Origin of the sequence: Streptomyces sp. NPDC055243, assembly GCF_044544025.1 — a bacterium.
In the GTDB taxonomy this organism is placed as follows: domain Bacteria; phylum Actinomycetota; class Actinomycetes; order Streptomycetales; family Streptomycetaceae; genus Streptomyces.
Window position 1 is genome coordinate 138,011 of sequence record NZ_JBITWR010000001.1, and the last position, 25,360, is coordinate 163,370.

General features: G+C 71.8%; 23 protein-coding genes. 18 read left to right on the forward strand and 5 right to left on the reverse strand.

Features of this window, described 5'->3' with window-relative positions; all coding sequences use genetic code 11:
- Window positions 1-27: 27 nt before the first annotated feature.
- The 3 genes from pflA to ACIGXX_RS00705 are packed head-to-tail and all read right to left on the reverse strand — an operon-like array spanning window position 28 to window position 3,966.
- Complete coding sequence (gene pflA / locus ACIGXX_RS00695) at window positions 28-756, reverse strand: pyruvate formate-lyase-activating protein (RefSeq protein ID WP_399971447.1); 729 nt, start codon at window positions 754-756, stop codon at window positions 28-30.
- A 14-nt stretch (window positions 757-770) separates the two neighbouring features.
- Window positions 771-3,026, reverse strand: coding sequence for a formate C-acetyltransferase (gene pflB / locus ACIGXX_RS00700; protein ID WP_399971449.1), 2,256 nt, complete (start codon window positions 3,024-3,026; stop codon window positions 771-773).
- A gap of 31 nt (window positions 3,027-3,057) precedes the next feature.
- A complete protein-coding gene (locus ACIGXX_RS00705) occupies window positions 3,058-3,966 on the reverse strand; it encodes a universal stress protein (protein WP_366461695.1) in 909 nt (302 codons plus the stop codon).
- Window positions 3,967-4,245: 279 nt separating this feature from the next.
- Between ACIGXX_RS00705 and ACIGXX_RS00710 the strand changes: the two genes are divergently transcribed.
- The 4 genes from ACIGXX_RS00710 (at window position 4,246) to ACIGXX_RS00725 (ending at window position 7,412) form a co-directional block, all read left to right on the forward strand.
- Window positions 4,246-4,710: a cyclic nucleotide-binding domain-containing protein gene (locus ACIGXX_RS00710; RefSeq protein WP_399971452.1), complete on the forward strand. Its 465-nt coding sequence runs from the start codon at window positions 4,246-4,248 to the stop codon at window positions 4,708-4,710.
- 34 nt (window positions 4,711-4,744) lie between these two features.
- Window positions 4,745-5,419: a CBS domain-containing protein gene (locus tag ACIGXX_RS00715; RefSeq protein WP_399971454.1), complete on the forward strand. Its 675-nt coding sequence runs from the start codon at window positions 4,745-4,747 to the stop codon at window positions 5,417-5,419.
- Between the two features lie 167 nt (window positions 5,420-5,586).
- Window positions 5,587-6,288, forward strand: coding sequence for a response regulator transcription factor (locus tag ACIGXX_RS00720; protein WP_366461692.1), 702 nt, complete (start codon window positions 5,587-5,589; stop codon window positions 6,286-6,288).
- A gap of 131 nt (window positions 6,289-6,419) precedes the next feature.
- Complete coding sequence (locus tag ACIGXX_RS00725; protein WP_383816527.1) at window positions 6,420-7,412, forward strand: Acg family FMN-binding oxidoreductase; 993 nt, start codon at window positions 6,420-6,422, stop codon at window positions 7,410-7,412.
- Here ACIGXX_RS00725 and ACIGXX_RS00730 read toward each other — a convergent pair.
- Complete coding sequence (locus ACIGXX_RS00730) at window positions 7,401-9,134, reverse strand: GAF domain-containing protein (RefSeq protein ID WP_399971457.1); 1,734 nt, start codon at window positions 9,132-9,134, stop codon at window positions 7,401-7,403. The genes ACIGXX_RS00725 and ACIGXX_RS00730 overlap by 12 nt on opposite strands.
- A gap of 257 nt (window positions 9,135-9,391) precedes the next feature.
- Between ACIGXX_RS00730 and ACIGXX_RS00735 the strand changes: the two genes are divergently transcribed.
- The 8 genes from ACIGXX_RS00735 to ACIGXX_RS00770 all read left to right on the forward strand — a co-directional run bounded on the left by ACIGXX_RS00735 (window position 9,392) and on the right by ACIGXX_RS00770 (window position 18,891).
- Entirely contained in the window at window positions 9,392-10,276 is an 885-nt protein-coding gene (locus ACIGXX_RS00735) for a universal stress protein (RefSeq protein ID WP_383816532.1), read from the forward strand.
- A gap of 133 nt (window positions 10,277-10,409) precedes the next feature.
- Window positions 10,410-11,264: a universal stress protein gene (locus tag ACIGXX_RS00740; protein ID WP_399971460.1), complete on the forward strand. Its 855-nt coding sequence runs from the start codon at window positions 10,410-10,412 to the stop codon at window positions 11,262-11,264.
- Window positions 11,265-11,481: 217 nt separating this feature from the next.
- On the forward strand, window positions 11,482-12,354 hold the full coding sequence (locus tag ACIGXX_RS00745) for a universal stress protein (protein ID WP_366461687.1): 873 nt from the start codon (window positions 11,482-11,484) through the stop codon (window positions 12,352-12,354).
- A gap of 324 nt (window positions 12,355-12,678) precedes the next feature.
- Entirely contained in the window at window positions 12,679-13,695 is a 1,017-nt protein-coding gene (locus tag ACIGXX_RS00750) for a universal stress protein (RefSeq protein WP_399971463.1), read from the forward strand.
- Window positions 13,696-14,076: 381 nt separating this feature from the next.
- Window positions 14,077-15,369: an MFS transporter gene (locus ACIGXX_RS00755; RefSeq protein ID WP_399972787.1), complete on the forward strand. Its 1,293-nt coding sequence runs from the start codon at window positions 14,077-14,079 to the stop codon at window positions 15,367-15,369.
- A 62-nt stretch (window positions 15,370-15,431) separates the two neighbouring features.
- Window positions 15,432-16,292 carry a shikimate dehydrogenase gene (locus ACIGXX_RS00760; RefSeq protein WP_351157233.1) on the forward strand — a complete coding sequence of 287 codons (861 nt, stop codon included), beginning with the start codon at window positions 15,432-15,434 and terminating at the stop codon, window positions 16,290-16,292.
- Window positions 16,293-16,348: 56 nt separating this feature from the next.
- Entirely contained in the window at window positions 16,349-18,154 is a 1,806-nt protein-coding gene (locus tag ACIGXX_RS00765) for a TIM barrel protein (RefSeq protein WP_351157231.1), read from the forward strand.
- Window positions 18,155-18,213: 59 nt separating this feature from the next.
- A complete protein-coding gene (locus ACIGXX_RS00770) occupies window positions 18,214-18,891 on the forward strand; it encodes a TetR/AcrR family transcriptional regulator (RefSeq protein ID WP_351157229.1) in 678 nt (225 codons plus the stop codon).
- Between the two features lie 16 nt (window positions 18,892-18,907).
- On the opposite strand, the gene ACIGXX_RS00775 is transcribed toward ACIGXX_RS00770, so the two are convergent.
- Entirely contained in the window at window positions 18,908-19,693 is a 786-nt protein-coding gene (locus tag ACIGXX_RS00775; RefSeq protein ID WP_351157226.1) for a DeoR/GlpR family DNA-binding transcription regulator, read from the reverse strand.
- Between the two features lie 248 nt (window positions 19,694-19,941).
- Here ACIGXX_RS00775 and ACIGXX_RS00780 point away from each other — a divergent pair, with 248 nt between their 5' ends.
- The 6 genes from ACIGXX_RS00780 to ACIGXX_RS00805 are packed head-to-tail and all read left to right on the forward strand — an operon-like array spanning window position 19,942 to window position 25,360.
- Window positions 19,942-21,345 carry an MFS transporter gene (locus tag ACIGXX_RS00780; RefSeq protein ID WP_383816550.1) on the forward strand — a complete coding sequence of 468 codons (1,404 nt, stop codon included), beginning with the start codon at window positions 19,942-19,944 and terminating at the stop codon, window positions 21,343-21,345.
- Complete coding sequence (locus ACIGXX_RS00785) at window positions 21,345-22,907, forward strand: FGGY-family carbohydrate kinase (RefSeq protein ID WP_399971467.1); 1,563 nt, start codon at window positions 21,345-21,347, stop codon at window positions 22,905-22,907. Before ACIGXX_RS00780 ends, ACIGXX_RS00785 begins: the two co-directional genes overlap by 1 nt.
- A complete protein-coding gene (locus tag ACIGXX_RS00790) occupies window positions 22,900-23,073 on the forward strand; it encodes a hypothetical protein (RefSeq protein ID WP_399971469.1) in 174 nt (57 codons plus the stop codon). Before ACIGXX_RS00785 ends, ACIGXX_RS00790 begins: the two co-directional genes overlap by 8 nt.
- Entirely contained in the window at window positions 23,066-23,230 is a 165-nt protein-coding gene (locus ACIGXX_RS00795; RefSeq protein WP_399971471.1) for a hypothetical protein, read from the forward strand. Before ACIGXX_RS00790 ends, ACIGXX_RS00795 begins: the two co-directional genes overlap by 8 nt.
- The gene (locus tag ACIGXX_RS00800; RefSeq protein ID WP_399971474.1) at window positions 23,223-24,737 is read left to right on the forward strand and encodes an FGGY-family carbohydrate kinase; all 1,515 of its coding nucleotides are present in this window, start codon (window positions 23,223-23,225) and stop codon (window positions 24,735-24,737) included. The genes ACIGXX_RS00795 and ACIGXX_RS00800 overlap by 8 nt, the downstream gene beginning before the upstream one ends.
- Complete coding sequence (locus ACIGXX_RS00805) at window positions 24,734-25,360, forward strand: histidine phosphatase family protein (protein WP_399971476.1); 627 nt, start codon at window positions 24,734-24,736, stop codon at window positions 25,358-25,360. Before ACIGXX_RS00800 ends, ACIGXX_RS00805 begins: the two co-directional genes overlap by 4 nt.

Consider the following 25,360-nt stretch of genomic DNA (forward strand, 5'->3'; position numbering starts at 1 on the left):
GGCTGGGGCCGTTCGGCCCTAGGGCATTCAGTACGCCGACAGTCCGTACGCGCGGAACTGGTCGCGGACCCGCTCGGTCAGGCCGGGGGCGGGGGACGGGTGGTCGCGCAGCGGGAAGGGAAGGCCCAGAGCCTCGTACTTGGCGGCACCGAGCTTGTGGAAGGGAAGGACGTCGACGCGTTCGACGCTGCCGAGGCCCGCGACGAAGCGGGCCAGACCGTCCACGGCCGCCGGGGCGTCGGTCCAGCCGGGAACCAGGACGTACCGAATCCACATCGGGACGCCGAGCAGGTCGAGCCGCGTGGCGAAGTCGAGGGAAGGCAGCAGCTCGGCGCCGGTCAACTTCCGATAGGTCGTGGCGTCGAAGGACTTGATGTCCAAGAGCACCAGATCCGTGTCGGTGAGCAGCTCGTCGGTGGCGCGGGCGCCGAGGAAACCGGAGGTGTCCACGGCGGTGTGCAGCCCGGCTTCCTTGCAACGGTGCAGAAGTTCCGCAGTGAAAGCGGGCTGGAGCAGGGGCTCGCCGCCCGTGATCGTCACCCCTCCGCCGGCCGCGGTGACGAAGGCCCGGAACTTCTCGATCTCGGCCATCACTTCGTCGACGGTGGCGCTCCGCCCGTCCCGCATGTGCCAGGTGTCGGGGTTCGCGCAGTAGAGGCAGCGCAGAGGGCAGCCACTGGTGAAGAGCACGAACCGGGTCCCGGGGCCGTCCACGCCGGTGGACAGGTCCCAGGAGTGGATCCGGCCGGTCGTCATCGTCTTCACCGTGCTCACAGCGCGCCGTGGAAGGTGCGGCTGATGACGTCGAGCTGCTGCTCGCGGGTCAGACGCACGAAGTTGACGGCGTACCCGGAGACCCGGATGGTCAACTCCGGGTACTTCTCCGGGTGTTCCATCGCATCCTCCAGCGTCCCCCGGTCCAGCACGTTGACGTTCATGTGAAAGCCGCCGGACGCGGTGTACGCGTCGAGGACGCCGACCAGGTTGGCCGCGCGCTCGGCCGGGTGGTGGCCCAGGCCCTCCGGCGTGACCGTCGTGGTCAGCGAGATGCCGTCGCGGGCCTGCTCGTACGGGAGCCTTGCGACCGAGAGCGCGGAAGCGGCCACGCCGTGGCGGTCGCGGCCGTTCATGGGGTTGGCGCCCGGGGCGAAAGGTTCACCGGCACGGCGCCCGTCGGGAGTGTTGCCCGTGTGCTTGCCGTAGACGACGTTGGAGGTGATCGTCAGCACCGACTGGGTGTGCTCGGCGTCCCGGTAGGCGGGGTGCTCGCGCACCTTGGCCATGAAGGACTCGACCAGCTCCACCGCGATGGAATCCACGCGGGCGTCGTTGTTGCCGAATGCCGGCCAGTCGCCCTCGGTCTCATAGTCCACCGCCAGCCCGGTGGCGTCCCGGATCACCTTCACCCGCGCGTACTTGACGGCGGACAAGCTGTCCGCGACGACGGAGAGCCCCGCGATGCCGCAGGCCATGAAGCGGTGCACGGGATGATCGTGGAGGGCCATCTCTATGCGCTCGTAGGCGTACTTGTCGTGCATGAAATGGATGACGTTGAGCGTGTTGACGTACGTCGCCGCCAACCAGTCCAGCACCTGGTCATAGGCGGCCATCAGCTCGCCGTAGTCCAGGTACTCGCCGTCCAGTGCGGGCCTCTTGGGCGCGATCTGCTCCCCGCTCATCTCGTCCCTGCCGCCGTTGATCGCATACAGCAGCGCCTTCGCGAGATTGACCCTCGCCCCGAAGAACTGCATCTGTTTCCCGACGGCCATGGCCGACACGCAGCAGGCGATCGCGGTGTCGTCGCCGGTGCGCGGGCGCATCAGCTCGTCGGACTCGTACTGGATGGAGCTGGTGTCGATCGAGGCCTGGGCGCAGAAGTCCTTGAACCCGGCCGGCAGCCGGGGCGACCACAGCACCGTCAGGTTGGGCTCGGGCGCCGGCCCGAGGTTGTAGAGGGTCTGAAGGAAGCGGAAGGAGGTGCGCGTGACCAGCGGCCGGTCGTCGGCGCCGATGCCGCCGATGGATTCCGTCACCCAGGTCGGATCGCCGGAGAAGAGCGCGTCGTACTCAGGAGTGCGCAGGAACCGTACGATCCGCAACTTGATCACGAAGTCGTCGATCAGTTCCTGGGCGCGGGTCTCGTCGATGGCCCCCTCGGTCAAGTCCCGCTGAAGGTAGATGTCCAGGAAGGTGGACGTGCGGCCCAGCGACATCGCGGCGCCGTTCTGCTCCTTCACGGCGGCGAGGTAGCCGAAGTAGAGCCACTGCACGGCTTCCCGGGCGCTGGTCGCGGGCCGGGAGACGTCACAGCCGTAGGTGGCCGCCATGCGCGTCAGCTCGTCCAACGCCCTGATCTGCTCGGCGAGTTCCTCGCGGTCACGGATGACGTGCTCCAAGGACGGCTGCGCGTCCAGCAGAGCGCGTTCGGCGCGCTTGGCCGCCGTGAGCAGGGCGGTTCCGTACAGGGCCACCCGTCGGTAGTCGCCGATGATCCGGCCGCGACCGTACGCGTCGGGCAGCCCGGTGATGATCCCCGCCTTGCGGGCGGCCCGCATCTCGGGGGTGTACGCGTCGAAGACCCCGTCGTTGTGTGTCTTGCGGTACGTCCCGAAGACGCGGGTGACGAAGGGGTCGAGCTCGTACCCATAGGCCTTGAGCCCGCTCTCGACCATCCGCAGGCCGCCGCCCGGCATGATGGCGCGCTTCAGTGGGGCATCGGTCTGCAGGCCGACGATCAACTCCCGCTCGCGGTCGATGTACCCCGGCTCGTGCGAGGTGATCGTCGACGGAGTCGCGGTGTCGATGTCGAGGATGCCGTTGCCGCGTTCCTTCGGGAACAGTGCGCTGACCGTCTCCCATACGATGCGCGTGCGATCCGTGATCCCCGACAGGAATGCGGAACTGCCTTCGTAGGGCGTGTAGTTGGCCTGAATGAAGTCACGCACGCTGATGCTGTCGCGCCATCGTGCCCCGATGAAGCCACGCCACGCGCGTGCCTGATCCCGGTCCACCGTCGCTGCTTTCATCGCGGGTCTCCCTCGGTCCGTCACGGCCGTTTCAGTTGTGCGGGACAACGGCCACCGGGCAGTGGATGTGGTGCAGCGCCGCGTGCGTGACGGCGCCGATGTGCGCGCCGAGGCGCCTGTCCCGTATCCGGCGTCCCACGACGACGAGAGAGGCTCCCGCTGACGCGCTCACCAGTGCGGTGGCGGCCCGCCCTTCGCGGACGGTCTCGACCACGGAGACCTCCGGGTACTTCTCGCACCACGGACGCAGCGTCGCGTGTACGGCACGTTCCTGTGCGGCGAGCAGCTCCGGTCCGCGGAACGGAACCTGCGGGCCTTCGGCCGGCTGGTCGTGTGTCACGCGAAAGGCGTGGATCACGTGCAGTTCGGAGCGGTGGCGCCGCGCGAACTCGAAGGCGAACTCGATCAGCTCATCACAGGGGTGGTGGGTGTCCAGGCCGAGGACGACATCGCGGAACGGGGTCTCGGGTATCTCGTCGGGGGAGATGCCGTCCACGGCGGGAAAGTGCTCGGCGGCGCTGGTCTCGCCCATCCGTACGAGCACCAAGGGGCGGGAGGACCTGGCGATGACCCGCTGGGAGACCGAACCGAGCATGGCTCCGGCGACTGCGCCGAAGCCACGGGAACCGAGCACCAGAAGCTCCGTGTCGGCGGCCGAGGTCAGCAGGGCGGCCACCGCGGAGTCGGTCACCAGCCGCTCGACGACCGGCAGCCCCGGGTGCGCCGCGCGAATGGCGCTCGCCGCCCGGTCCAGGATCTGTTCGGCCCACTCGTGCTCGCTCCTGTCCGCGGGGACGGAGGGGGCGGGCCGGGGGTGCCACGTCCAGGCGTGCACGAGATTCAGCGCGGCACCACGACGCACGGCCTCACGGGCCGCCCAGTGCGCGGCGGCGAGACTTTCGGCGGATCCATCGATTCCTGCGGTGATGTGCGGACGCATGGTGGGGGCCCTCCTGTATCCGTTCCCGTCCCGTCTCGTACCGAGCCTTGTACGGGAGCGCCCTCGCGCGCAGGGGCCGCACAGCCCTTTCACGGGACCCTTCGGCCCAGGGGGGCACCGCCGCTCTTCGCCGACGTGCCGCGCGCCTTCGCCGGACCAAGGGTGCGCCGTGCGGTGCCGGTTGGCCCGGTCGGCGGGCCAGGTGGCCCATGGTCTGCGATCACGGCACGGGCACATGCTGAACGTGGCAGGTCAGTACGCCCGTCCTGGAGGGCCGTCATGAACTCTTCGACCACTCACAGCATGCTGCGGGCCCTGCCCGCCGAGTATCACCAGCGGTTGATGCGCATCGCGCGCGAGGTGTCCTTTCCGCAAGGAACCCGTCTCTTCGAGGAGGGCGGACGCGCCGACCGGTTCTGGATCATCCGCACCGGCGCGGTCAGCCTCGACATCCACGTGCCCGGCCGGCGGCCCGCCGTCGTCGAGACCCTCGGACACAACGAACTCGTCGGCTGGTCCTGGCTGTTCGCACCGCACACCTGGCACCTGGGGGCCGAGACCACGACGCCTGTACGGGCGTACGAGTTCGACGCCGCCGCGGTTCGGGCCCTGTGCCAGGACGACCCCGCCCTGGGCTGCGCGGTCAGCCAGTGGGTGGGCAACATCCTCGCCCGCCGGCTGCGTTCGTCCCGCGTCCGGCTGCTTGACCTGTACGCCCCGTACGGAAGCGGAAGCACCCTGTGACAGACCGGACACCCGACGCGATCAAGGAGGGACGATGCACGGCACGCCGCACATCGTGAGCGACGTCATGACCCACACGGTCGCCGCCGTCGGCCGCGGGGCGCGCTTCAAGGAGATCGTTCAGATGATGCAGGAGTGGCAGGTCAGCGCGCTGCCGGTCGTGGAGGGCGAGGGCCGCGTCGTCGGTGTGGTCTCCGAGGCCGACCTCCTGCCCAAGGAGGAGTTCCGCGACAGCGACCCCGACCGCTCCACGCAGCTGCGGCGCCTGACCGACCTCGCCAAGGCCGGCGCCCTGACCGCGGGAGAGCTGATGACCACTCCCGCTGTCACCGTCCACCCGGACGCGACGCTCGCCCAGGCCGCACGGACGCTGGCGCACGCCAAGGTCAAGCGCCTCCCCGTCGTCGACACCCTGGGCTTGCTGGAGGGCATCGTCAGCCGCGCGGATCTGCTGAAGGTGTTCCTCCGCGACGACGAGGAGATCGCCGAGGAGGTCCGCAGGGAGGTCGCCGCGTACCTCTTCCCTCCGCCGGCCTCAAGCGTCCGGATAAAGGTCCGGGAGGGAGTCGTGACGCTCGCCGGGCACGTCCGCGACACGTCCTTGGTCCCCGTGGCCGCGCGGCTGGTCCGAGCCGTCGAGGGCGTCGTGGACGTGGAGTTCGAGGTTGACGGGCACGGCCGGTCTTCGGAGGAAGCGGCCGCCATGTAGAAGAGAAAGGTGGCGGCCGCAGCACGCACACCGTGGTCAGTGGGCCGGGCAGGGCGCATGGTGGGTATGAGTGGGCCGGTCGGCCCTAGTGGATCCAGACCCGGAGGGTGATGATCGCCTCACGGACAGCCCGCAGTCTGTCAGCCGTCGGGGAACAAGGGGTCGTCATGACCGAGGCACGCATCTTCACTGAGCAGCACCCGATCCGCGTCTTCCTGCTGGACGACCACGAGGTCGTACGGCGTGGTCTGGCCGACCTCCTGGACGCCGAACCGGACATCTTGGTGGTCGGCGACGCCGAGAACGTCGAGCACGCGCTCGTCCGCGGCCCTGCCCTCCGTCCGGACGTCGCCGTCCTCGACGTGCGCCTGCCCGACGGGGACGGGATCACGGTCTGCCGCGAGCTGCGCAGCCAGATGCCGGAGCTTGCCGTGCTGATGCTGACGTCCTTCGACGACGAGGACGCCCTGCTCGACGCGATCATGGCGGGAGCCGCGGGTTACGTCCTCAAGCAGATCAAGGGCTCCGATCTGATCTCGGCCGTACGTACCGTTGCCTCGGGCCAGTCCATGCTCGACCCCGCGACGACCGCCCGGCTGATGCGCTCGCTGCGCGCCGATCCCGCCGACACCCCGGCCGTCGCCCCCGAGCTGGCAAGCCTTTCGCCGCGCGAGCGGGACATCCTCGAGCTCATCGGAGACGGGCTCACCAATCGCGAGATCGGCAAGAAGCTCTACCTGTCCGAGAAGACCGTCAAGAACCACATCTCCCGCCTGCTGGCCAAACTGGGCGTGCACCGGCGGGTCCAGGCGGCGGTCCTCGCCTCCCAACTGGACCGCCCCGAATCGGGTGAACGGCCCGCGCGGTGACGTGTGTTCGGGCCGTCCGGCGCCGGCGGAGGCCGGTCGGCCCCTCCTCCCTCGGCTCCCGGCAGCCGCACGCTGGCAACGGCCGCCGAAAAGCCCTGTTGCCCCTCGGCGCAGGGCGGGGAGGAGTTTTGATGAAGTCTCCGACTCTCGATGTCCCGACCCTGGAGACGCTCGTCTCCGCCGCGGTGGCAGCCCCCTCGATCCACAACACCCAGCCCTGGCGCTTCCGGCTCGACCCGGACACCGTCACGCTGGAGATCCGCGCTGCCGCAGGCCGCGGTCTGCGGCACACCGATCCGAGCGGGCGTGCCCTGCACCTCTCCGTCGGCTGCGCACTGTTCAACCTGCGGGTGGCGGTGGCGCGGTTCGGCTGGGAACCGGTGCCTCGCGTGCTGCCCAGGCCGGACGAGCCCGACCTGCTCGCCACCGTACGGCTCGGCGGCGCAGCCAGGACCTCCTCGTCGTGCACGCGCCTGTACGACGCCCTGTGGCGTCGGCACAGCAGCCGGTTCCCCTTCTCTGACCGGCCGGTGCCCGCGAGTACGGGCGCCGAACTCACGGAGGCCGCCCACGCCGAAGGGGCGCTCCTGAGCCGTCCCGGGGCACGCGAGACCGACCGCCTGCTGCAGATCACGAGGGAGGCCGAGCACCGCAACACCGCCGACCCCGACCGGGCCACCGAAAGCCGCCGCTGGGTGCGTGAGCCGGACCTCATGGACCTGGGGATTCCGCTGGAGACGATGGGACAGCAGGACTTCCGGGAACTGCTCCCGATGCGCGACTTCGGCGCACACCGGCACCCCTCGGTGCTGTCCGCCAGGCCCTTCGAGAAACGGCCGACGATCGCCGTGCTGTCGACCGGCCACGACCGCCGGGCCGACTGGCTGCGTGCCGGCCAGGCACTTGAGCACGTACTGCTCGTCGCCACCGCCCACGGCCTGCGGGCATCGCTGCTGCACCAGGCGCTGGAATGGCCTGACCTGCGAGTACGGCTCCTGCCGCTGGTGAGCGACCGGCGCGGCTACGCTCAGATGGTGGTCCGCCTGGGGTACGGCCCCGAGGGGCCCGCCTCTCCGCGGCGCGCGGCTCGGCACGTACTCGACGGCGCGCCGTCAGCTCCCTGAACCCGTCGGCACACGCCACATCAGACGGGTCCCGCCGCCACCGGGCCGCTCACCGAGCGTCAGGATGCCACCCAGTGTCCGGGCCCGGTCCTCCAGGTTCTTCAGCCCGCTGCGCTCGACCCCGGCGGGCACCCCGCAGCCGTCATCGGTCACACTCAGCGCCAGCTCTCCCTCAGCGCAGCGCAGATGCACGTCCACCGACCGTGCCCCCGAGTGCCGGGCCGCGTTGCTGAGCGCCTCGCCGAGCACCGCGAGCGCATGATCCGCGACATCGCCGGGGACGTCGGTGTCGACCAGACCCTCGATCCGCAGCGCGGGAGCGAAGCCGAACGAGGAGGCGGAGGCCTGTACCACCGCGGAGGCCCTGCCGCGCAGGCCGCTGTCCTCCTTGGCCCCGCCCCCGTGCGTGCGCAGCCCGAAGATGGTGGACCGAATAATCTTGATGGTGTCGTCGAGGTCGTCGACGGTCCGAGAGAGCCGTTCGGTGGCCTCGGGGTGGTCCACGAAGCGCTGCGTGCTCTGCAGGGTCATGCCGGCCGCGAAGAGCCGCTGGATCGCCAGGTCGTGCAGATCGCGTGCGATCCGGTCGCGGTCCTGGAGCAGCGTGATCTGCTCCGCGTCCCGGCGCCGCTCGGCGAGCTCCAGCGCCAGTGCCGCCTGGTCCGCGAAACCGAGCAGCGGCCCGGTGTCGGCGTCCGAGAACGGCGTGTGGCCCGCCAGCCGCCCCAACAGCAACACGCCGCGCGCCTTGCCGCCCGCTCCCAGCGGCACCGCGACCACCGGCCCGAGCCCGGCCCACTGCGAGTCCCGCTCTCCGGTGCGGGCGTCCTCCGCCACGTCGGCGCTGACGACCGGCTCCGTCGTCGTGAGCACGGCCCCGACGAGTCCCTCCTGAGCCGGGAGGACCAGCCCGCTGCGCTGCCCCGCGTCCACCCCGACCGCGAGCATCGGCTGCAGCTCCTCGGCTCCGGACACGTACTCCGCGATCATCCCGACATCCGCGGAGGCGATCTCCCTGGCCTGCTCGACGATCAGTTCGAGGACCTCGGCACTGGGGGCGCCCGACAGCAACGTGCTCGTGACCTCCGCACTGGCCCGCATCCACCGCTCGCGCAGCCGGGTCTCCTCGTACAGCCGCGCGTTCTCGATGGCCACCCCGGCCGCGACGGCGAGCGTGGACAGCACCGCCTCGTCCTCGGCGTCGAACTCCTCAGCACCGCGCTTCTCGGTGAGGTAGATGTTCCCGAACACCCGGTCGCGCACCCGGATGGGCACTCCCAGGAAGGAGTGCATCGGCGGATGGTGGGCCGGGAAACCGTAGGAGGAGGGGTGCTGCGACAGTTCCGGCAGCCGCAGCGGGACGGGGTGCCGGATCAGCTCGCCGAGGATGCCGTGGCCGCTGGGCAGGTCACCGATCTCCGCGCTCTGCTCCTCGTCGATCCCCACCGTCAGGAACTCCGAAAGGCGGCGGTCGTCCCCGATCACGCCCAGCGCTCCGTACTCGGCGTCCACCAGCACCACGGCAGCTTCGACGATGCGCCGCAGCACCTGCGGCAGATCCAGCTCCCGGCCGACCGACAGCACCGCTTCCAGCAGGCTGTGCACGCGGTCCTGCGTCCCGCGCGCCGCGTCGATCCGCGACTGCAGCTCGTCCAGCAGCTCGTCCAGCCGCAGCTTGGGCAGGTGCTGCTCGGCGCCCTCGCCGCGTCCCTCCCCGCTCATGGCTTCCTCCAGCTGGTGCAGACAAGGCGCAGCGCATCGCGCTCCTCAGTCTCACCGTAGTAGTTGAGCAGCCGGACGGGGACTCGTGCGTGCCGCGGGTGGAGGCTTGGCCAATTTGCGCGCACGTCGGGGGAGGCCGGCCATCCAGGGCCGAATGTCCCTTGTTGGGGCCGGTTCGCCCCTGCCGGGTCGGCCTGTTCGGTGGAACGGTCCGCAGCAGAGCCCCTGCCGGGGGCGTGGTGGAGGGTGGTGGCAGCGTGGACAGGCCCCTGATCGTCGTGGACAGGCCCTTGATCGTCGGAGTCGACGGCTCGGATTCGAGCCTGCGCGCCCTGGACTGGGCGGCGGACCAGGCCGCGGCGCACGGTGTGCCGCTGCGTGTCGTGCATGCCTCACGGTGGGAGTGGTACGAGGGGCACCAGCCCTCCTTCGGCAGCAACCGGCCCTCCGCGCAGGTGCTCGCGGGCCACATCGTGGCCTCGGCGGTCGAGCGCGCCCAGCGGCGCACCACCACCGTGAAGGTCACCGGCGAGGTGCTTTCCGAGGATCCGGCCCACGCCCTGGCGCGGGTCGGCCCGGACGCCGGCGCCGTCGTGCTCGGCAGCCGGGGCCGCGGCGCGTTCGCCGAACTGCTGCTCGGCTCGGTCAGCCTGTCCGTCGCCGCCCATGCCGCCTCGCCCGTGATCGTGGTACGCGGCCGCGAGAAGAACCTCCAGGCCGGATTCCACAACCTCGTCCTGGGCATCGACACCCCCCAAGAGGCCGCCCCGGCCGTGGAGTTCGCCTTCCGCGAGGCCCAGGCGCGCAACGCCTCGGTGACGATCGTCCACGCCTGGCGCTGCCCGGCCCGGGAAGTCCCCGACTTCCCCACGATGGTCCACGACGAACACCAGCAGCGCGCCTCGGCCCAGGTCGACGAGGCCGTACGGGAGGCGATGGCGACCCACCCCGACACCACGGTCTGCCGCGAGATCACCGAGGGACACCCCCGCACGGTGCTCCTCGACGCCTCCCGCACAGCCGACCTCCTGGTGGCCGGCGCCCGCCACCGCAAGGGCCACATCGGCATGCAACTCGGCCCCATCAACCACGCCCTGCTGCACCACGCCGCCTGCCCAGTGGCCATCGTCCCCCACACCTGACCACCGAACGCATGCCCATCGCCCCCGAACACGGAGAAGCGCGCCGTCGATCGGAGCTACCTCCCGAGCACCGGCTCGGGCCGACCGGATCTCGACCCGTTGATCCCCTGACCGAACCGTGGAGGTGCGCACCATGACCCCGCAACAGACCGTCACCGCAGGCATCGACGGTTCCCCCGAGAGTCTGGAGGCCGCCGACTGGGCGGCCCGGGAAGCCCTGCGGCGCGATATCCCGCTCCACCTGATCCACGCCTACGACCAGCCGGCGGAGCGCAGCCGGCTGCCCGAGATCGAGGTCCCGTTCCACCGTGAGAGCGGTGCGCTCGACCGTGCCGTCCTGCGGCTCTCCCACGCGCACCCCACCCTGGGGATTCTCGACGAGCAGGTCACCGGCCCACCGGTGCGGGCGCTGTCGGCAGCGGCCGAATCCTCGGCCCTCCTGGTGCTCGGCTCACGCGGCTTCGGTGCGCTCGCCGGTGTCCTGGTGGTCTCGGTCGCCCTGGCCGTCGCGTCCCGGGCGGCCTGCCCTGTCGTCCTGGTGCGGGCGCGAGAGCATTCCGAGGACGAGCGCGAGGGCTCGGTGGCAAGCCCATCGCGCCCAGTTGTCCTGGGCCTCGACCTGGACCATCCTTGCGACGAGCTGATGGAGTTCGCCTTCTTCGCCGCGGCCGTCCGCGACGCACCGCTCCATGTCGTCCACACCTGGGCCATTCCCCTGATGCCCAGCGCCGACGCCACGGACCCCGCGCCGGAGAAGTCCCGTCTCCTCGCGGCCGCGCTGACACCGTGGAAGCACAAGTTCCCGGGGACGCAGGTCACCGAGCAACTCGTGCACGGACTGGCCGGACACCATCTGGTCAGGGCCGCGGCGGGGGCCGACCTGCTCGTCGTGGGCCGTCGGCTGCCTGCCGGGGAACGTCTCGGACGGACCGCACACTCGGTGATCCATCACGCCAAGGGGCCGGTCGCGATCGTTGCGCACAACTGATGTATCTCCGTCACGCCAAGGGCGGCACTCAGGGCGCGGAGCGCCAGCGGACGTGACGGCGTGACGGTCCGCACGGCGTCGTGCGAGAGCAGGGCCGGGTGGCCCGGCTCCGGGACCTCCGGCCCATGGAGGGCATGCCCGCGTCAGCGTGAGGATCAGGGGCGAGGCCGGTGGCCACAGCCGCAGGCCCGTCGTACCGGACCCGGAGGTGTTATTCATGCTCCGCCCCATCACCGTAGGCCTGGACGGATCGCCCGAGAGTCTGGCCGCCGCCCACTGGGCCGCCCGCGAGGCACGACGACGCGACCTGCCGCTGCGCCTGGCGCACGCCTGGATCTGGCAGCCGCACGATGTGCCCGTCGCCCAGGACAGGGAGGCCCAGAAGCACTGGGCGCTGCGCATCCTGCGCGAGACCAAAGCGGAACTGGAGGGCCTGTACCCAGAGCTGACGATCGACACTCGGCAATTCTCGGACCTGGCGGTCGAGGTGCTGCTCGATCAGGGGGAGAGCGCCGAGATGCTGGTCCTCGGCTCCAGTGGGCACGGCGCCATCGCCGGCTTCCTGCTCGGCTCCGTCGGTCAGACGGTGCTCGCCCGGGCGCGGTGCCCGGTGGTGATGGTACGGGCGAACGAGCGCTCGACCGCGGCGAGCGACGACAGCGAAGTGGTCGTGGGGGTCCAGGACTTGGGCGCCCCGGCCGAGCCGCTGCTGGAGTTCGCCTTCCGTGCGGCCGCCGCGCGCGGGGCCGCGCTGCGCGCCGTGCACGCCTGGAACCTCCCGCCGCTGTACGGGCACAGCCCCGTCGCCGGGCAGATGGCCAGCAAGGAGGGCGGTCTGACAGGGCAGATGGAGTCGGCCCTGTCAGACGTGCTTCAGCCGTGGCAGGACAAGTACAGCCAGGTCACGGTGGTCAAGACGGTCGACCTCGCCTTCGCGTCCGGAGTGGTGCTGCAAGCAGCCGCGGACGCCGGGCTCGTGGTCGTCGGCCGTCGGATGCACCGTCCCGCCCTCGCCATGCGCATCGGCCCTACCGCTCATGCCGTGCTCCACCACGCCGCCGCCCCCGTCGTGGTCGTCCCGCACGACTAGGAGGCCCCGGCTCCTGGCCCCCGCCTCTCGCCGATCCGACCAGGCAGGAGTGGTGGACCCGATGCTGTCGGTCGTGCCACGTCAGCGCAACGCGCGTCCAGCAGCGGCCCATTCCGCTGTCCTGGTAGGTCACCTTCCAAGCGCTCGGTACGCCGTGCCCCGAAGAACCCCGTCGCGGTGGTGCGCGGAATCGCGAGGGGCCGGGCTCTTGAGCAGCCCGGCGGTGAGGCAGGGGTGGCGCAGGCTGTTCGGCCCTGGCCGTCCTCAGCGCCTGGTCCGGCTCAGGTGGGCGGGTGAGGCGCCGGGAAGGCTGCGGAGGAGACGGTGACAGCTCCTGTACGCACACCGATCGTCGTCGGCGTCGATGCCGCTTCGCCTTGCCGCACGGCCCTGGCGTGGGGAGCCGACGACGCGCACCGGCGCTGTCTGCCACTGCGCCTGGTCCTTGCCCAGAGGCCCGTCGATCAGCGCGGGCCCGTGCCCCTACGTCGTCGTGGTCGTGCGACCCGTCTGCCTGGAATCCGGCAGGCCCGTGACCCGCGCGCCGCCGCGGAGCAGGCCCTCCGTGAGGCGGTCGCCTTCGTGCGGAGCCGGCACCCTCGGCTTGAGGTCTCCATGCTGCTCGCCGCGGACGCGCCCGTGCCGGTTCTGCGCCGGCAGGTCCGCACCGCCGCAGCCCTGGTGCTCGGCTCCCGGGGGCCGAGCCGGCGCCAGGGCCCCTTCCCCACGGCCTCGGTCGCGCTGCCGGTCATCGCGCACGCCACCTGTCCGGTGGTGCTGGTGCGCGAGACCGCGTCCAGCCGACAGCCACCCTTCCTCGTCGTGGGTGTGAACGTCGGTTGGGACGGCCGCCGTCATTCCGCGGCCGCGGTCATCCATGCCTTCGAGGAAGCCGCCCGGCGCGGTGTGACGCTGCGGGTGCTGCATGTGTGGCGCCCTCCGCTCCTCGGCGTCCTGGACGAGCAGGCGGCCGTCCGCGAATGCCGCCGGATGCTGTCGGACATGGTCGCGGGCTGGCGCGTCGCTCACCCGGAGGTGGACGTGCACCACGCGGTGCTTTCCGGCCACCCGGCGCAGGTACTGACCCAGGAGTCCGCACACGCGCTCGCTCTCGTGGTGGGCACGCGCGGCCACGGCGGTGCGAGCGGCCCGCTGCGCGGTTCGCTCATCTTCCGCACGCTTCGTCGCGCCCGGTGCCCGGTCGTCGTCGTCCCGCAGCCGGGCGCCTGTCACCGGACAAGGGGAGGGCCGCGCCTCCGGCGGCTGTCCCGCGGGCCCCGGGTGGCTGTCGGCCGTTGGGTCCGCCTGGTCGCCTCCTTCGCCCGTGCCCGGCCGCAGTAGCCGAGGGGGAGCAACGCGTCCGCTCGGCACCAGGATTCCGCTCCGCTCGGATCCGGCAGGTCTGTTACGGCCAGATGTATTGACACGGCCCCAGGGGCGGGCGAGCATCTCTCCCAAGTTAATTAACTATCTAGTGCGTTAACTACAGCACGTGCCGGGTGCGCACCCCCTCGCCACCCGTTCCGGCGTTCCCCCCAGCAGCGCCGGCGCCGGCCCCCCGTCCCCCTCGCAGCCCGCCCCAGCCCGTGGGGGCGCTGCTCTCCCCGAGGAGTTCACGTGTCCGCTCACCCACACCCACACCCACACCCACACCCACAGGCCGACAAGCCGTCGGCCGAGCCGCCCCGGGGCAGGCCCCGCAAGGCCGCCTTCGCCGCCTGGATCGGCAGCGCGCTGGAGTACTACGACTTCTTCATCTACGGCAGTGCCGCCGCCCTGGTCTTCCCCAAGGTCTTCTTCGACCCGGACGACCCGGCCACCGCCACCTTGATCTCGATGGCGACCTTCGGCGTCGCCTACGCCGCCCGCCCCCTGGGGGCTCTCGTCCTTGGCCACTTCGGTGACCGGCTCGGCCGCCGGAAGATCATGGTCTGGACGCTGATCCTGATGGGCCTCTCCACCTTCCTCATCGGCTGTCTGCCCACGTACGCGCAGGTCGGCACCGTCGCTCCGGTGCTCCTCGTGCTGATGCGCGTGTTCCAGGGGCTCTCCGCGGCCGGCGAGCAGGCCAGCGCCAACGCGATGACGCTGGAGCACGCGCCGGAAGACCGGCGCGGCTACTACACGAGCTTCACCCTCAACGGCACCCAGGCCGGTCAACTCCTCGCCACCCTGGTGTTCCTGCCGGTCGCAGCCCTTCCGGACGAGCAGCTCTACAGCTGGGGCTGGCGCATCCCGTTCCTGCTGAGCGCCCTGGTCGCGGTCGCCGGGTACGTCATCCGCCGCACCCTGGAGGAGACCCCCGTCTTCCGGCAGGTCTCCGCCGACCAGGAGGTGGCCAGGATGCCGCTGGCGGAGCTGGTCAGGAACCACTGGGCCGATGTGCTGCGGGTGGTCGCGGCGGCGCTGATCGCGACGGTCAGCACGATCTTCTCCGTCTGGGCCCTCTCGTACGCCACCAGTGACGCGGTCGGTCTCGACAAGACCGGCATGCTCTGGGTCGCCGGCAGCGCCAACGCGGTGGCCCTGCTCGCCATCCCGCTCTGGGCCAGGCTCTCGGACCGCATCGGCCGCAAGCCCGTCTTCCTCGTCGGAGCGCTCGGCAGCGCAGTGATGATCTTCGTCTATCTGTGGGCGATCTCCACCGGCAGCTACCCGCTGGTCTTCGTGACCGGAGTGCTGCTCTTCGGTGTCGTCTACAGCGCGGCCAACGGCATCTGGCCCTCGTTCTACGGCGAGATGTTCCCCGCCAGGGTCCGCCTGTCCGGCATGGCCATCGGCACCCAGATCGGCTTCGCCGTCGCCGGCTTCGCGGTCACCTTCGCGGCACAGATCGCGGGCCCCGACGGCGACAACTGGCTCGGCGTCGCGATCTTCACCGCCGCCTTCTGCGCGATCTGCGCCATCGCCGTGGCCACCGGGCGCGAGACGCACCGCGTGCCCACGGCCGACCTCGGCCTGCGCGCCGGGGACGCGAAGGCGCCGACGACCGCGCCCGAGGCGGCCGCCCTCTGAACCGGCCGCGCCCACCGCGACATCGTGAACGACCGTGCCAAGCCGACCCCCAGGAATACTCGATGACCTCGTACCTCACCGGCCTGATCGGCTCCGGCATCGGCCCCTCGCTGAGCCCCGCCCTGCACGAACGCGAGGCGGACCGGCACGGCGTGCGCCTGGTCTACCGCACCCTCGACATCGACGTCCTCGGCGTCGCGCCCGAGGCCGTCGGTGACCTGGTGCACGCCGCCCGGAGCCTCGGCTTCGACGGACTGAACATCACCCACCCCTGCAAGCAGTTGGTCATCGAGCACCTGGACGAACTCGCCCCCGATGCCGCCGAACTCGGCGCGGTGAACACCGTCGTCTTCCGGGACGGGCGTGCCATCGGGCACAACACCGATGCCACCGGCTTCGCCCAGTCCTTCGCCCGCGGCCTGGCCGACGCGCCCACCGGCGACGTCGTGCAGCTCGGCGCGGGCGGTGCGGGCGCCGCCGTGGCGCACGCCCTGCTGAACCTCGGCGTCGACCGGGTCACCCTGGTCGACACCGACCCGGCCCGCGCCGCCGCCCTCGCCGCCGCACTGACCGCTCGCTTCGGCCCCGGCCGCGCGGTGTCCGCGCCGACCGGGGCGATGGCCGAGCGCCTCGCCGCCGCGGACGGGCTCGTCCACGCCACACCGACCGGCATGGTCGCGCACCCGGGCCTGCCCCTGCCGGTCACGCTGCTCAGGCCCGGACTCTGGGTGGCCGAAGTCGTCTACCGGCCGCTGGAGACCGAGCTGTTGCGTGAGGCCCGTGCCGTCGGCTGCCGCACCCTCGACGGTGGCGGTATGGCCGTATTCCAGGCGGCCGACGCCTTCCGGCTCTTCACCGGGCTCGAACCGCACACCGGGCCGATGCTCGCCGACCTCGGCGATCTGGCCGCCTTCCCGGCCTGATACGGCCTCATGCCGCTCTGGTAACCGGCCTCGTACCGGCCTCACAGGAGGACATCATGCGTAAATCGATCGCCACCGTCTCGCTCAGCGGCCCGCTGTCCGAGAAGCTCACCGCCATCGCCACCGCCGGATTCGACGGCGTGGAGATCTTCGAGAACGACCTGGTGGGCGGGCCTCTCAGCCCCGAGGAGGTACGCCTTCGCTGTGCGGATCTGGGCCTGGGCATCGACCTCTACCAGCCGTTCCGCGACTTCGAGGCCGTCCCCGCCGACGTCCTCGCCCGCAATCTGCGCCGCGCGGAACGCAAGTTCGCCGTGATGGAGCGCCTGGGCGCGGACCTACTCCTCGTCTGCTCCAGCGTCGCCCCCGAGGCGGTCGACGACGACGCGCTCGCCGCCGAGCAACTGCGGCTGCTCGCCGACCGGGCGGCGGCCCACGGCATCCGCATCGCCTACGAGGCCTTGGCCTGGGGTCGGCACGTCAGCACGTACGACCACGCCTGGCGGATCGTCGAACAGGCGGACCACCCGGCCCTGGGCACCTGCCTCGACAGCTTCCACATCCTCTCCCGCGGCTCCGACCCCAAGGGCATCGCGGACATCCCCGGCGAGAAGATCTTCTTCCTCCAGCTGGCGGACGCACCGCTGATGGCGATGGACGTCCTCCAGTGGAGCAGGCACTACCGCTGCTTCCCCGGCCAGGGCGGCTTCGACCTCGCCCCGCTGGTCGCCGCCACCGTAGGGGCCGGATACCAAGGGCCCCTGTCGCTCGAAGTGTTCAACGACGTCTTCCGGCAGGCGGGGGCGGCATCCACCGCCGTCGACGCGCTCCGCTCGCTGCTCCTCCTGGAGGAATCGGCCGGCCTGTCCACGCTCCCCGCCGCGGCCGTGCCCTCCGGCTTCGCCTTCGCCGAGCTGACCGCGGCCGACACCGAACCGCTGCGCGGAGTGCTCGACGCCCTCGGCTTCGCCCACACCGCACGGCACACCTGGAAGCCGGTCGAGCTGTGGGAACAGGGGGAGGCCCGCATCCTGCTCAACACCGGGGTCAGCGGCCGTCGTCAGGACCCGGCGCTGACGGCCATCGGCGTGGAGACCCCCGAACCGCACCGGGCCGCGCGGCGCGCCGAGGCGGTGCTCGCACCTGTGGTGCCGCGCCGTCGGGCAGCACGTGACGCACCGCTTGACGCGGTGGCCGCACCCGACGGCACGGAGGTCTTCTTCTGCCGCACGGACCAGCCCGACCACCCCAGCTGGAGAGGCGACTTCACCGACCTGCCGGCGCGCGCCGTGCCGCCGCAGCGGCGCGAACCGGCCGCCGCCGTCCGCCGCATCGACCACATCGCCCTCACCCAGCCCTGGCACCAGTTCGACGAGGCAGCGCTGTTCCACCTGGGCGTGCTGGGCCTGGAGGCGGACGGCAGCCTCGATCTGGCCGATCCCTATGGCCTCGTACGCAGCCGGGCCGTCGCGTCCCCCGACGGCGGTGTGCGCGTCGTCCTGAACATCGCCCCGGCGCCGGACGCCGAGGGCGCCCGCCTCCAGCACATCGCGCTGGCCACGGACGACATCGTCGGCGCCGCCCGGCGCGTCCTGGACAGCGGCACGGGCCTGCTGCCGATCTCCGCCAACTACTACGACGACCTCGCCGCCCGGTACGAGCTGGAGCCCGAGCGCCTGGCCACCCTCGCGGAGCTCGGCATCCTCTACGACCGGGACGAGAACGGGGAGTTCCTCCACTGCTACACCGCCACCGTCGGGCGCGTCTTCTTCGAGTTGGTGCAGCGCACGGGAGGCTACCGGGGCTACGGAGCGCAGAACGCGGCCGTACGGCTGGCCGCCCAGCACCTTCATCAGCATTAGCCGCCATCCGCACCAGCATTAGACTGACCGGCGCCGATGAGTCCGCCCTGAGGAGCCGCATGGCCGCCGCCGTCCCCCCGCCGTCCCCGCCTGCCAAGCGAACACGGGACGCGGCCCGTACGCAGGGGGAGATCCTCGATGTGGCCACCGAGGAGTTCGCCCGCATGGGCTACGCGGGGGCCAGGGTGGACGAGATCGCCGCCCGCATGCGGACCACGAAGCGGATGATCTACTACTACTTCGGCAGCAAGGACCGGCTGTTCACCGCCGTCCTCGAGCGGGCGTACAAGGTCATCCGGTACGAGGAGCAGCAGCTCGACGTCGGGCATCTGGACCCGGTGGCCGCCATCCGCCGCCTGGCCGAGCTCACCTTCGACCACCACGAGGCGCACCCGGACTTCATCCGCCTCGTCAGCATCGAGAACATCCACGAGGCGCAGCACATCGCCGCGTCGCCGAGTCTGGCCTCGCTCAGTTCGCCGGCGATCGACGTCATCGCCTCGATCCTCGAAGCCGGGCGTGAGCAGGGCGTGTTCGCAGCCGAGGTGGACGCCGTCGACCTGCACGCGATGATCAGCTCGTTCTGCTTCTTCCGGGTCTCCAACCGGCACACCTTCCGCACGCTCTTCGGCCGCGACCTCACCGAGGTCTCGCGCCGCGAGCACTACCGGACGATGCTGGGGGACATGGTCATCTCCTACCTGACCGCGGATCTGCCCGGTCCGGACCGGAGTTGACCCCTCGACGGGCGCGTCACCGATCGCGGGCAGGCACCACCATCACCTCGGTGCCGGCCGCGCGCACCGCCCGCACCTGCTCCGCCGCAAGGCCGTCGTCCACGATCAGCAGATCGAAGTCGGTGAGCGGCGCGAGCGCGTACAGACCGTCCTTGCAGAACTTGGTGTGGTCCGCGACCAGTACCCGCCGCGCCGCGCACTCCATCATCGCCCGCTTGACCTGCACGGTCTCCGGCGAGGTGTGGTAGCAGCGGCCGTTGGTGACGGCCGTCGTGGACATGAACAGGACGTCGGCGCGGAAGGCACGGACCGCGTCCGCGGTGTGCAGGCCCATGAAGGCGTCGTACGCCGGGAAGTACGCACCGCCCAGCGTGATCAGTGAGATGCCGGGTTCCTTCGCGAGCGTGGTGATGGCCGGCAGGGAGTTGGTGATCACGGTCAGCGGGGTGTGCTCGGTGGTCTGGTGCGCGAGCAGCAGGCAGGTCGTGCTGTCGTCGAGCAGCACCGTCTGACCCGGCACCAGCAGCGTCGCGGCGGCCCGCGCGAGCAGCTGCTTGGTCTGCGCCATGGTCGCCATCCGCTCCGCGACACTGCCGTGGAACTGCGCCGACGGCAGCCCGGTCGCACCGCCGCGCACCTTGCGCAGCCAGCCCTGTGCCTGCAGGGCGTCCAGATCGCGGTGCGCGGTCATCAGACTGACGCCGAACTCCTCGGCGAGGTCCGCGGTGCGCACGAAGCCGCGCCCGATGACGGCCTCCCGCAGCTGCCGCCGCCGCTCCTCCTGCGCCTCCACCCGGTCCATCGCAGCGCTCCCTCCGGTATCCGCGCCCTGGCCCGCAGGTGGCACGTGAACTCGCCGCGATATGTTCGCACGGATCTAACGCGCCCCGCCCGCGGAGCGCGGCGTCGGCGAGCGGCTCCGGTTCGACGCAACACGGCAGGTCGCCGCCCCGATGGGAAGATTCCGGCCGCCATTGACTCGTCTTTCCGGCCAGCTGTTCCATCAGCTCGTCCGTCCCTCCTGCCGCCGCCGCAGAAAGGGGAGAGCCGATGCCGACTCCTCCGACCCCTCCTCCGCGTTCGCTGATCACACGCCTGGGCATTCCGCCGACCCTCGCCTGGGGCTACCTCGGGCTGCTCCTCTTCATGATCGGGGACGGGGTCGAGTCCGGTTATCTCTCTCCGTACCTGATCGACGAGGGCATCTCGCAGCCCCGGGTCGCGCTGCTGTTCACCGTCTACGGAGCCGCCGCGGCCATCGCCGCCTGGCTCTCCGGAGTCCTCTCCGACCTGTGGGGCCCGCGCCGTGTCATGTGGGCCGGCCTGGGCATCTGGGGCGTCTTCCAGCTCCTCTTCCTCGTCCTGGCCATCCCCATGACCAGCTATCCGCTGATGATGCTCGGGTACGGCCTGCGGGGCCTGGGCTACCCGCTGTTCGCCTACGGGTTCCTGGTCTGGATCGCCTCGGTGGCGCCGCGCGCCCGGCTCGGCACGGCCATGGGCTGGTTCTGGTTCGCCTTCACCGGCGGCCTGCCCACCCTCGGCTCGCTGGTCGCCAGCGGACTCATCCCGCAGATCGGCGCCTACGCCACCCTGTGGTCGGCGCTGGTCCTGGTGGCCGCGGGCGGTCTGATCGCCCTGCTCCTCGTCCGCGACGACGGGGGCGGGAAGCGGCCGCGGGGCGAGACCGAGGGGCCGCTCGCCACGCTCGTCGGCAGCGTCACGGTCCTGTGGCGCAATCCCCGGGTCGGCGCGGGATCGCTCGCCCGGGTCATCAACACGGCCTCGCAGTTCGGCTTCTTCGTCATCATGCCGATCCACTTCACGAAGACGGTCGGCTTCAGCCTCACCGAGTGGCTGCACCTGCTCAGCGCGATGTTCGCGACCAACATCTTCGCCAACCTGCTGTTCGGCGTGGTGGGCGACCGGTTCGGCTGGCGCCGCACCATCGCCTGGTTCGGCGGCGCGGGCTGCACCGTCAGCACGCTGCTCCTCTTCTACGTGCCGAACGCGGCGGGCGACAACTTCCCGCTCGCGCTGCTGGCCGCCGCCTTCTACGGCGCTACGCTGGCCGGGTATGTACCGCTTTCGGCACTGGTGCCCTCGCTGGAGCCGCGGCACAAGGGGCAGGCGTTGGCCGCGCTCAACCTCGGCGCGGGCGCCAGCACGTTCATCGGCCCCGCGGTCGTCGCCGTCTTCGTCGGGCCGCTCGGCGTCACAGGGGTGGTCTGGATATTCGCGGGGATGCATGCGGTGAGCACCGTGCTCGCGCTCTTCCTGAAGCTGCCGGACGACGCGGGCGCGGCACCGGCGGACGGCGCCGCGCAGGACACCGGCGCCCCGCAGGACACCGCCGCGCCGGAGCACGCCGCACCGGAGCACGCCGCGCCGGACGCCGCGCCCGCCACCGCCGCGCCCGCCACCGCCTCGGCCGGTGTGAAAGGACTGACCTGATGTCCGTACTGACCATCGACGTCGGCACCACGATGATCAAGTCGGTCGTCTTCGACGACCAGGGCAAGGAGATCGCGGTCTCCCGGCTCGCCACCGAAGTCCTGCGGCCCGACCCCGGCTGGGCGGAGCAGGACATGGACGCCGTCTGGAACGCCGTCGTCCATACCGTCCGCAGCGTGCTCTCCGGCCTCGGCGACCCCGTCTGGCTGGTGTCCTTCACCGCCCAGGGCGACGGCGCCTGGCTCGTCGACGAGGCCGGCCGCCCCACCGGGCCCGCGATCCTGTGGTCCGACGGCCGGGCCGGCGACCTGCTCACCGCCTGGCAGCGCGACGGCGTACTCGAAGCCGCATTCCGCCGCAACGGATCGCTGACCTGCGCCGGCATGCCCAACGCCCTCTTCAGCTGGCTCGCCGCCCACGACCCGGACCGCCTCGCACGCTCCAGCACCTGTCTGACCGCCGCGGGCTGGCTCTTCCTGCGCCTCACCGGTGTCCGCGCCTGCGACGAGTCCGACGCCTCCGCCCCCTTCCTCGACCACTCCACCGGCGACTACGACCCGCGGATCCTCGACCTGTTCGGCCTGAGCGCCTACCACCGCCTCCTGCCGACCGTCCTCGGGGAGTCGGAGCGGATCGCCGAGATCACCGGCGAGGCCGCGGGCCAACTGGGGCTGCCCGCCGGCCTTCCGGTCGTGATGTCCCCGTACGACATCGCCGCCACCGCCCGCGGCGTCGGCGTGGTCAATCCGGGCCAGGCGTGCAGCATCCTCGGCACCACCCTGTGCACGGAGATCGTCCGCACGGACGTGGACACCGGCGGCGAACCCTCCGGCATCAACATCGCCTACCGGGGCCGCGAGCGGGTGCTGCGCGCCTTCCCAACCCTCAACGGCGCCGAAGTCCTCGGCTGGGCCGCGCAGATGCTGGGCCTCGCCGGGCCGCCGGACCTCGCGCGGCTGGCCTTCGCATCGGAGCCCGGCGCCCGCGGGCTGCTGTTCCTGCCTTACCTCTCCCCGGCCGGCGAACGCGCGCCCTTCCTCGACCCGCACGCCCGCGGCTCCTTCTGGGGCCTGTCCCTGGAACACTCCCGTGCCGACCTGGCCCGCGCCGTCTTCGACGGGCTCTCGCTGGTCCTGCGCGACTCGCTGGCCGCCGCCCGCACGGAGGTGAGCGAGCTGCGGCTGTGCGGCGGCGGCGCCAACAGCGACGCGTGGTGCGCGCTGATCGCCGACGCGACGGGCGTGCCGACCGCCCGCTCCGGCGACACCGAACTGGGCGCCAAGGGGGCCTTCCTGACCGGCCTCGTCCGCTCCGGCGCCGAGAGCAGCATGCACACCGCCGCCGCCAAGTACGTCCGGATGCAGAGCAGTTGGGAACCCGACCCGGAACGCGCCCAGTTCTACGCCGCCCTGTACGAGGACTTCCTCGACCGGCGGGCCATCGCCCGCGGGGCCGGCTGGCGGGGCGGTGCGGTCTGGCGGGGGAGCAGTGCCACGGGGTCGACCGGGAGCCCACAGGACGGCGACCGTTCCCCCATCGGCCCAGGAGGCATCCATGCCTGAGAGTCCTTCCGCCGACGCCCTCCTCGACGGCACCGGGCGGGCCATCGCCCGCGGGGTCGGCTGGCGGGGCGGTGCGGTCTGGCGGGGGAGCGGTGTCGCGGGGCCGACCGGGAGCCCACGGGACGGTGACCGTTCCCCCATCGGCCCAGGAGATCTCCATGTCTGAGAGTCCTTCCGTCGACGCCCTCCTCGACGGCACCGGGCGGGCCATCGCCCGCGGGGTCGGCCGGCGGGGCGGCGCGATATGGCAGGGGAGCAGTGTCGCGGGGCCGCGCGACGACGGCGACGACAACCGCACCGACCCGGGAGACATCCATGCCTGAGACCCCCTCTGCCGACCACGCCCCGGGACCCCTCGACGGCATCTGGCTCGGCCTCGACCTTGGCACCCAGAGCGCCCGCTGCGTCGCCGTCGACGGCACCGGGCAGCTCCTCGCCAGTGCCTCCCGGCCGCTGACCAGCCACCGCGACGGCGTACGCCACGAGCAGGACCCCGAGCAGTGGTGGACCGCCCTGTCCGCCGCCTGCCGCGAGGCCCTGGCCGGACTCGACGCGCGGCGCGTCCGCGGGCTCGCCGTCGACGGCACCTCCGGGACGATCCTGCTCGCCGACGCCGCGGGCCGCCCGCTCACGCCCGGCCTGATGTACGACGACGGGCGCGCCGCCGACCAGGCGGCGACCGTCAACGAAGCGGGCGGCGAGGTCTGGCGCGAGCTCGGCTACCGCAGCATGCAGCCGTCCTGGGCGCTGCCGAAGCTGGCCTGGCTCCTGGACCACGACGCGGCGGCGTCCCGGGCGGGGGCCCGCCTCCTGCACCAGGTCGACCGGGTCACCTGGCGACTTGCCGGACACCAGGTCGCCGCCGACGCCAGCCACGCCCTCAAGACCGGCTACCACCTGGTCGACGAGCGCTGGCCGCACAAGGTCATGGCCGAACTCGGGGTGCCCGAGGGCCTGTTGCCCGACGTCGTACGCCCCGGCAGCGTGCTCGGTACGGTGTGCGCCGCGGCCGCGGAAGCCACCGGCATCCCCGAGGGCACCACCCTGGTCGCCGGCATGACCGACGGCTGCGCCGCCCAGATCGGCGCCGGAGCCCTGGAGCCCGGCGCATGGAACGCGGTGCTCGGCACCACCCTCGTCCTCAAGGGCACCAGCCCGCACCTGGTCCGCGACCCGGCGGGCGTCGTGTACTGCCACCGCGGGCCGGGCGACACCTGGCTGCCGGGCGGCGCCTCCAGCAGCGGCGCCGGAGTCGTCTCCCGGCACTTCCCCGGCGAGGACCTGGACGCGCTCACCGCTCAGGCCGCCGCGCTCGACCCGGACGCGGTCGCCTACCCCCTGGTCTCCACCGGCGGCGAACGCTTCCCCTTCCGCGCCCCGCAGGCCGAACCCTTCATCCTCGGCCAAGTCCCCACCCGTGCCGCCGAGTTCCACGCCTACCTGCTCGGCGTCGCCTGCCTGGAACGGCTCTGCCTCGACTACCTCGACCACCTCGGCGCCCCCGTCGACGGCCCCCTCACCCTCACCGGCGGCGGCGCCCGCAACCGCTACTGGTGCACGCTGCGCGCCGAGGTCCTCGGACGTCCCGTACGCCTGCCCGAACAGGCCGAAGGCGCCATCGGCATGGCGGTGCTCGCCGCCACCTCCTCCGGCGCGAGCCTCCAGGAGACGGCCGCGGCCATGGTCCGGACCGGTGCCGAGATCCACCCGTCGCCGGACCGCACCGCCCGCTACCTCCCCGCCTATCTCCGCTTCATCGACGAACTCACCCGCCGCGGCTGGCTCGACCAGGCCGTGGCCGACCACGCCCGCAGGAGGGCAGCGCAGTGACCGACTTCATCCTCGTACGCCACGGCGAATCCGTCTGGCACGCGGAGAACCGCTACGCGGGACGCACCGACGTACCCCTCACCCCGCACGGCCGCGAACAGGCCGCCGCGCTCGCCCAGTGGGCCGTCACCGCCGAACTCACGGCCGTCTGGAGCTCCCCGCTCTCCCGCGCCCGGCTCACCGCCGCGCCCGCCGCCGAGGCCTGCGGTCTGCCCCCGCGCGTCGACGAGCGGCTCAACGAACTCGACTTCGGCGAGGGCGACGGCCTGACCAGGGACGAGATGCGCGAGCGCTTCCCGGAGCAGCTGGCGGCCTTCCTCGACGACCCGGTCGCCCACCACCTCCCCGGCGGCGAGGACCCGCGCAAGGCCGCGGCACGCGCCGCCGACTGCCTGGCCGACATCGCCCGCGCACAGCCGCACGGCAGGGTCCTGCTCGTCGCCCACTCCACCCTCGTCCGGGTGCTGCTCTGCCACCTCCTGGGCATTCCGCTCGCCGACTACCGCCGGGTCTTCCCCCAGCTGTACAACGGCGCCCTCACGGAGATCCGGATCGAGGACGGACACACCGCGCTGCTGCGGCTCAACACCCCCGCGACGCACCAGACCCCCGACATCCGCTGA

Coding starts and splice junctions, on each gene's coding strand:
- ACIGXX_RS00730 (WP_399971457.1), bottom strand. CDS start 9,134: ATGAGCGGGGAGGGACGCGGCGAGGGCGCCGAGCAGCACCTGCCCAAG.
- ACIGXX_RS00770 (WP_351157229.1), top strand. CDS start 18,214: ATGGCCGCCGCCGTCCCCCCGCCGTCCCCGCCTGCCAAGCGAACACGG.
- ACIGXX_RS00785 (WP_399971467.1), top strand. CDS start 21,345: ATGTCCGTACTGACCATCGACGTCGGCACCACGATGATCAAGTCGGTC.
- ACIGXX_RS00790 (WP_399971469.1), top strand. CDS start 22,900: ATGCCTGAGAGTCCTTCCGCCGACGCCCTCCTCGACGGCACCGGGCGG.
- ACIGXX_RS00760 (WP_351157233.1), top strand. CDS start 15,432: ATGACCTCGTACCTCACCGGCCTGATCGGCTCCGGCATCGGCCCCTCG.
- ACIGXX_RS00740 (WP_399971460.1), top strand. CDS start 10,410: ATGACCCCGCAACAGACCGTCACCGCAGGCATCGACGGTTCCCCCGAG.
- ACIGXX_RS00745 (WP_366461687.1), top strand. CDS start 11,482: ATGCTCCGCCCCATCACCGTAGGCCTGGACGGATCGCCCGAGAGTCTG.
- ACIGXX_RS00705 (WP_366461695.1), bottom strand. CDS start 3,966: ATGCGTCCGCACATCACCGCAGGAATCGATGGATCCGCCGAAAGTCTC.
- pflA (WP_399971447.1), bottom strand. CDS start 756: ATGACGACCGGCCGGATCCACTCCTGGGACCTGTCCACCGGCGTGGAC.
- ACIGXX_RS00775 (WP_351157226.1), bottom strand. CDS start 19,693: ATGGACCGGGTGGAGGCGCAGGAGGAGCGGCGGCGGCAGCTGCGGGAG.
- ACIGXX_RS00720 (WP_366461692.1), top strand. CDS start 5,587: ATGACCGAGGCACGCATCTTCACTGAGCAGCACCCGATCCGCGTCTTC.
- ACIGXX_RS00715 (WP_399971454.1), top strand. CDS start 4,745: ATGCACGGCACGCCGCACATCGTGAGCGACGTCATGACCCACACGGTC.
- ACIGXX_RS00725 (WP_383816527.1), top strand. CDS start 6,420: ATGAAGTCTCCGACTCTCGATGTCCCGACCCTGGAGACGCTCGTCTCC.
- ACIGXX_RS00795 (WP_399971471.1), top strand. CDS start 23,066: ATGTCTGAGAGTCCTTCCGTCGACGCCCTCCTCGACGGCACCGGGCGG.
- pflB (WP_399971449.1), bottom strand. CDS start 3,026: ATGAAAGCAGCGACGGTGGACCGGGATCAGGCACGCGCGTGGCGTGGC.
- ACIGXX_RS00765 (WP_351157231.1), top strand. CDS start 16,349: ATGCGTAAATCGATCGCCACCGTCTCGCTCAGCGGCCCGCTGTCCGAG.
- ACIGXX_RS00780 (WP_383816550.1), top strand. CDS start 19,942: ATGCCGACTCCTCCGACCCCTCCTCCGCGTTCGCTGATCACACGCCTG.
- ACIGXX_RS00710 (WP_399971452.1), top strand. CDS start 4,246: ATGAACTCTTCGACCACTCACAGCATGCTGCGGGCCCTGCCCGCCGAG.
- ACIGXX_RS00800 (WP_399971474.1), top strand. CDS start 23,223: ATGCCTGAGACCCCCTCTGCCGACCACGCCCCGGGACCCCTCGACGGC.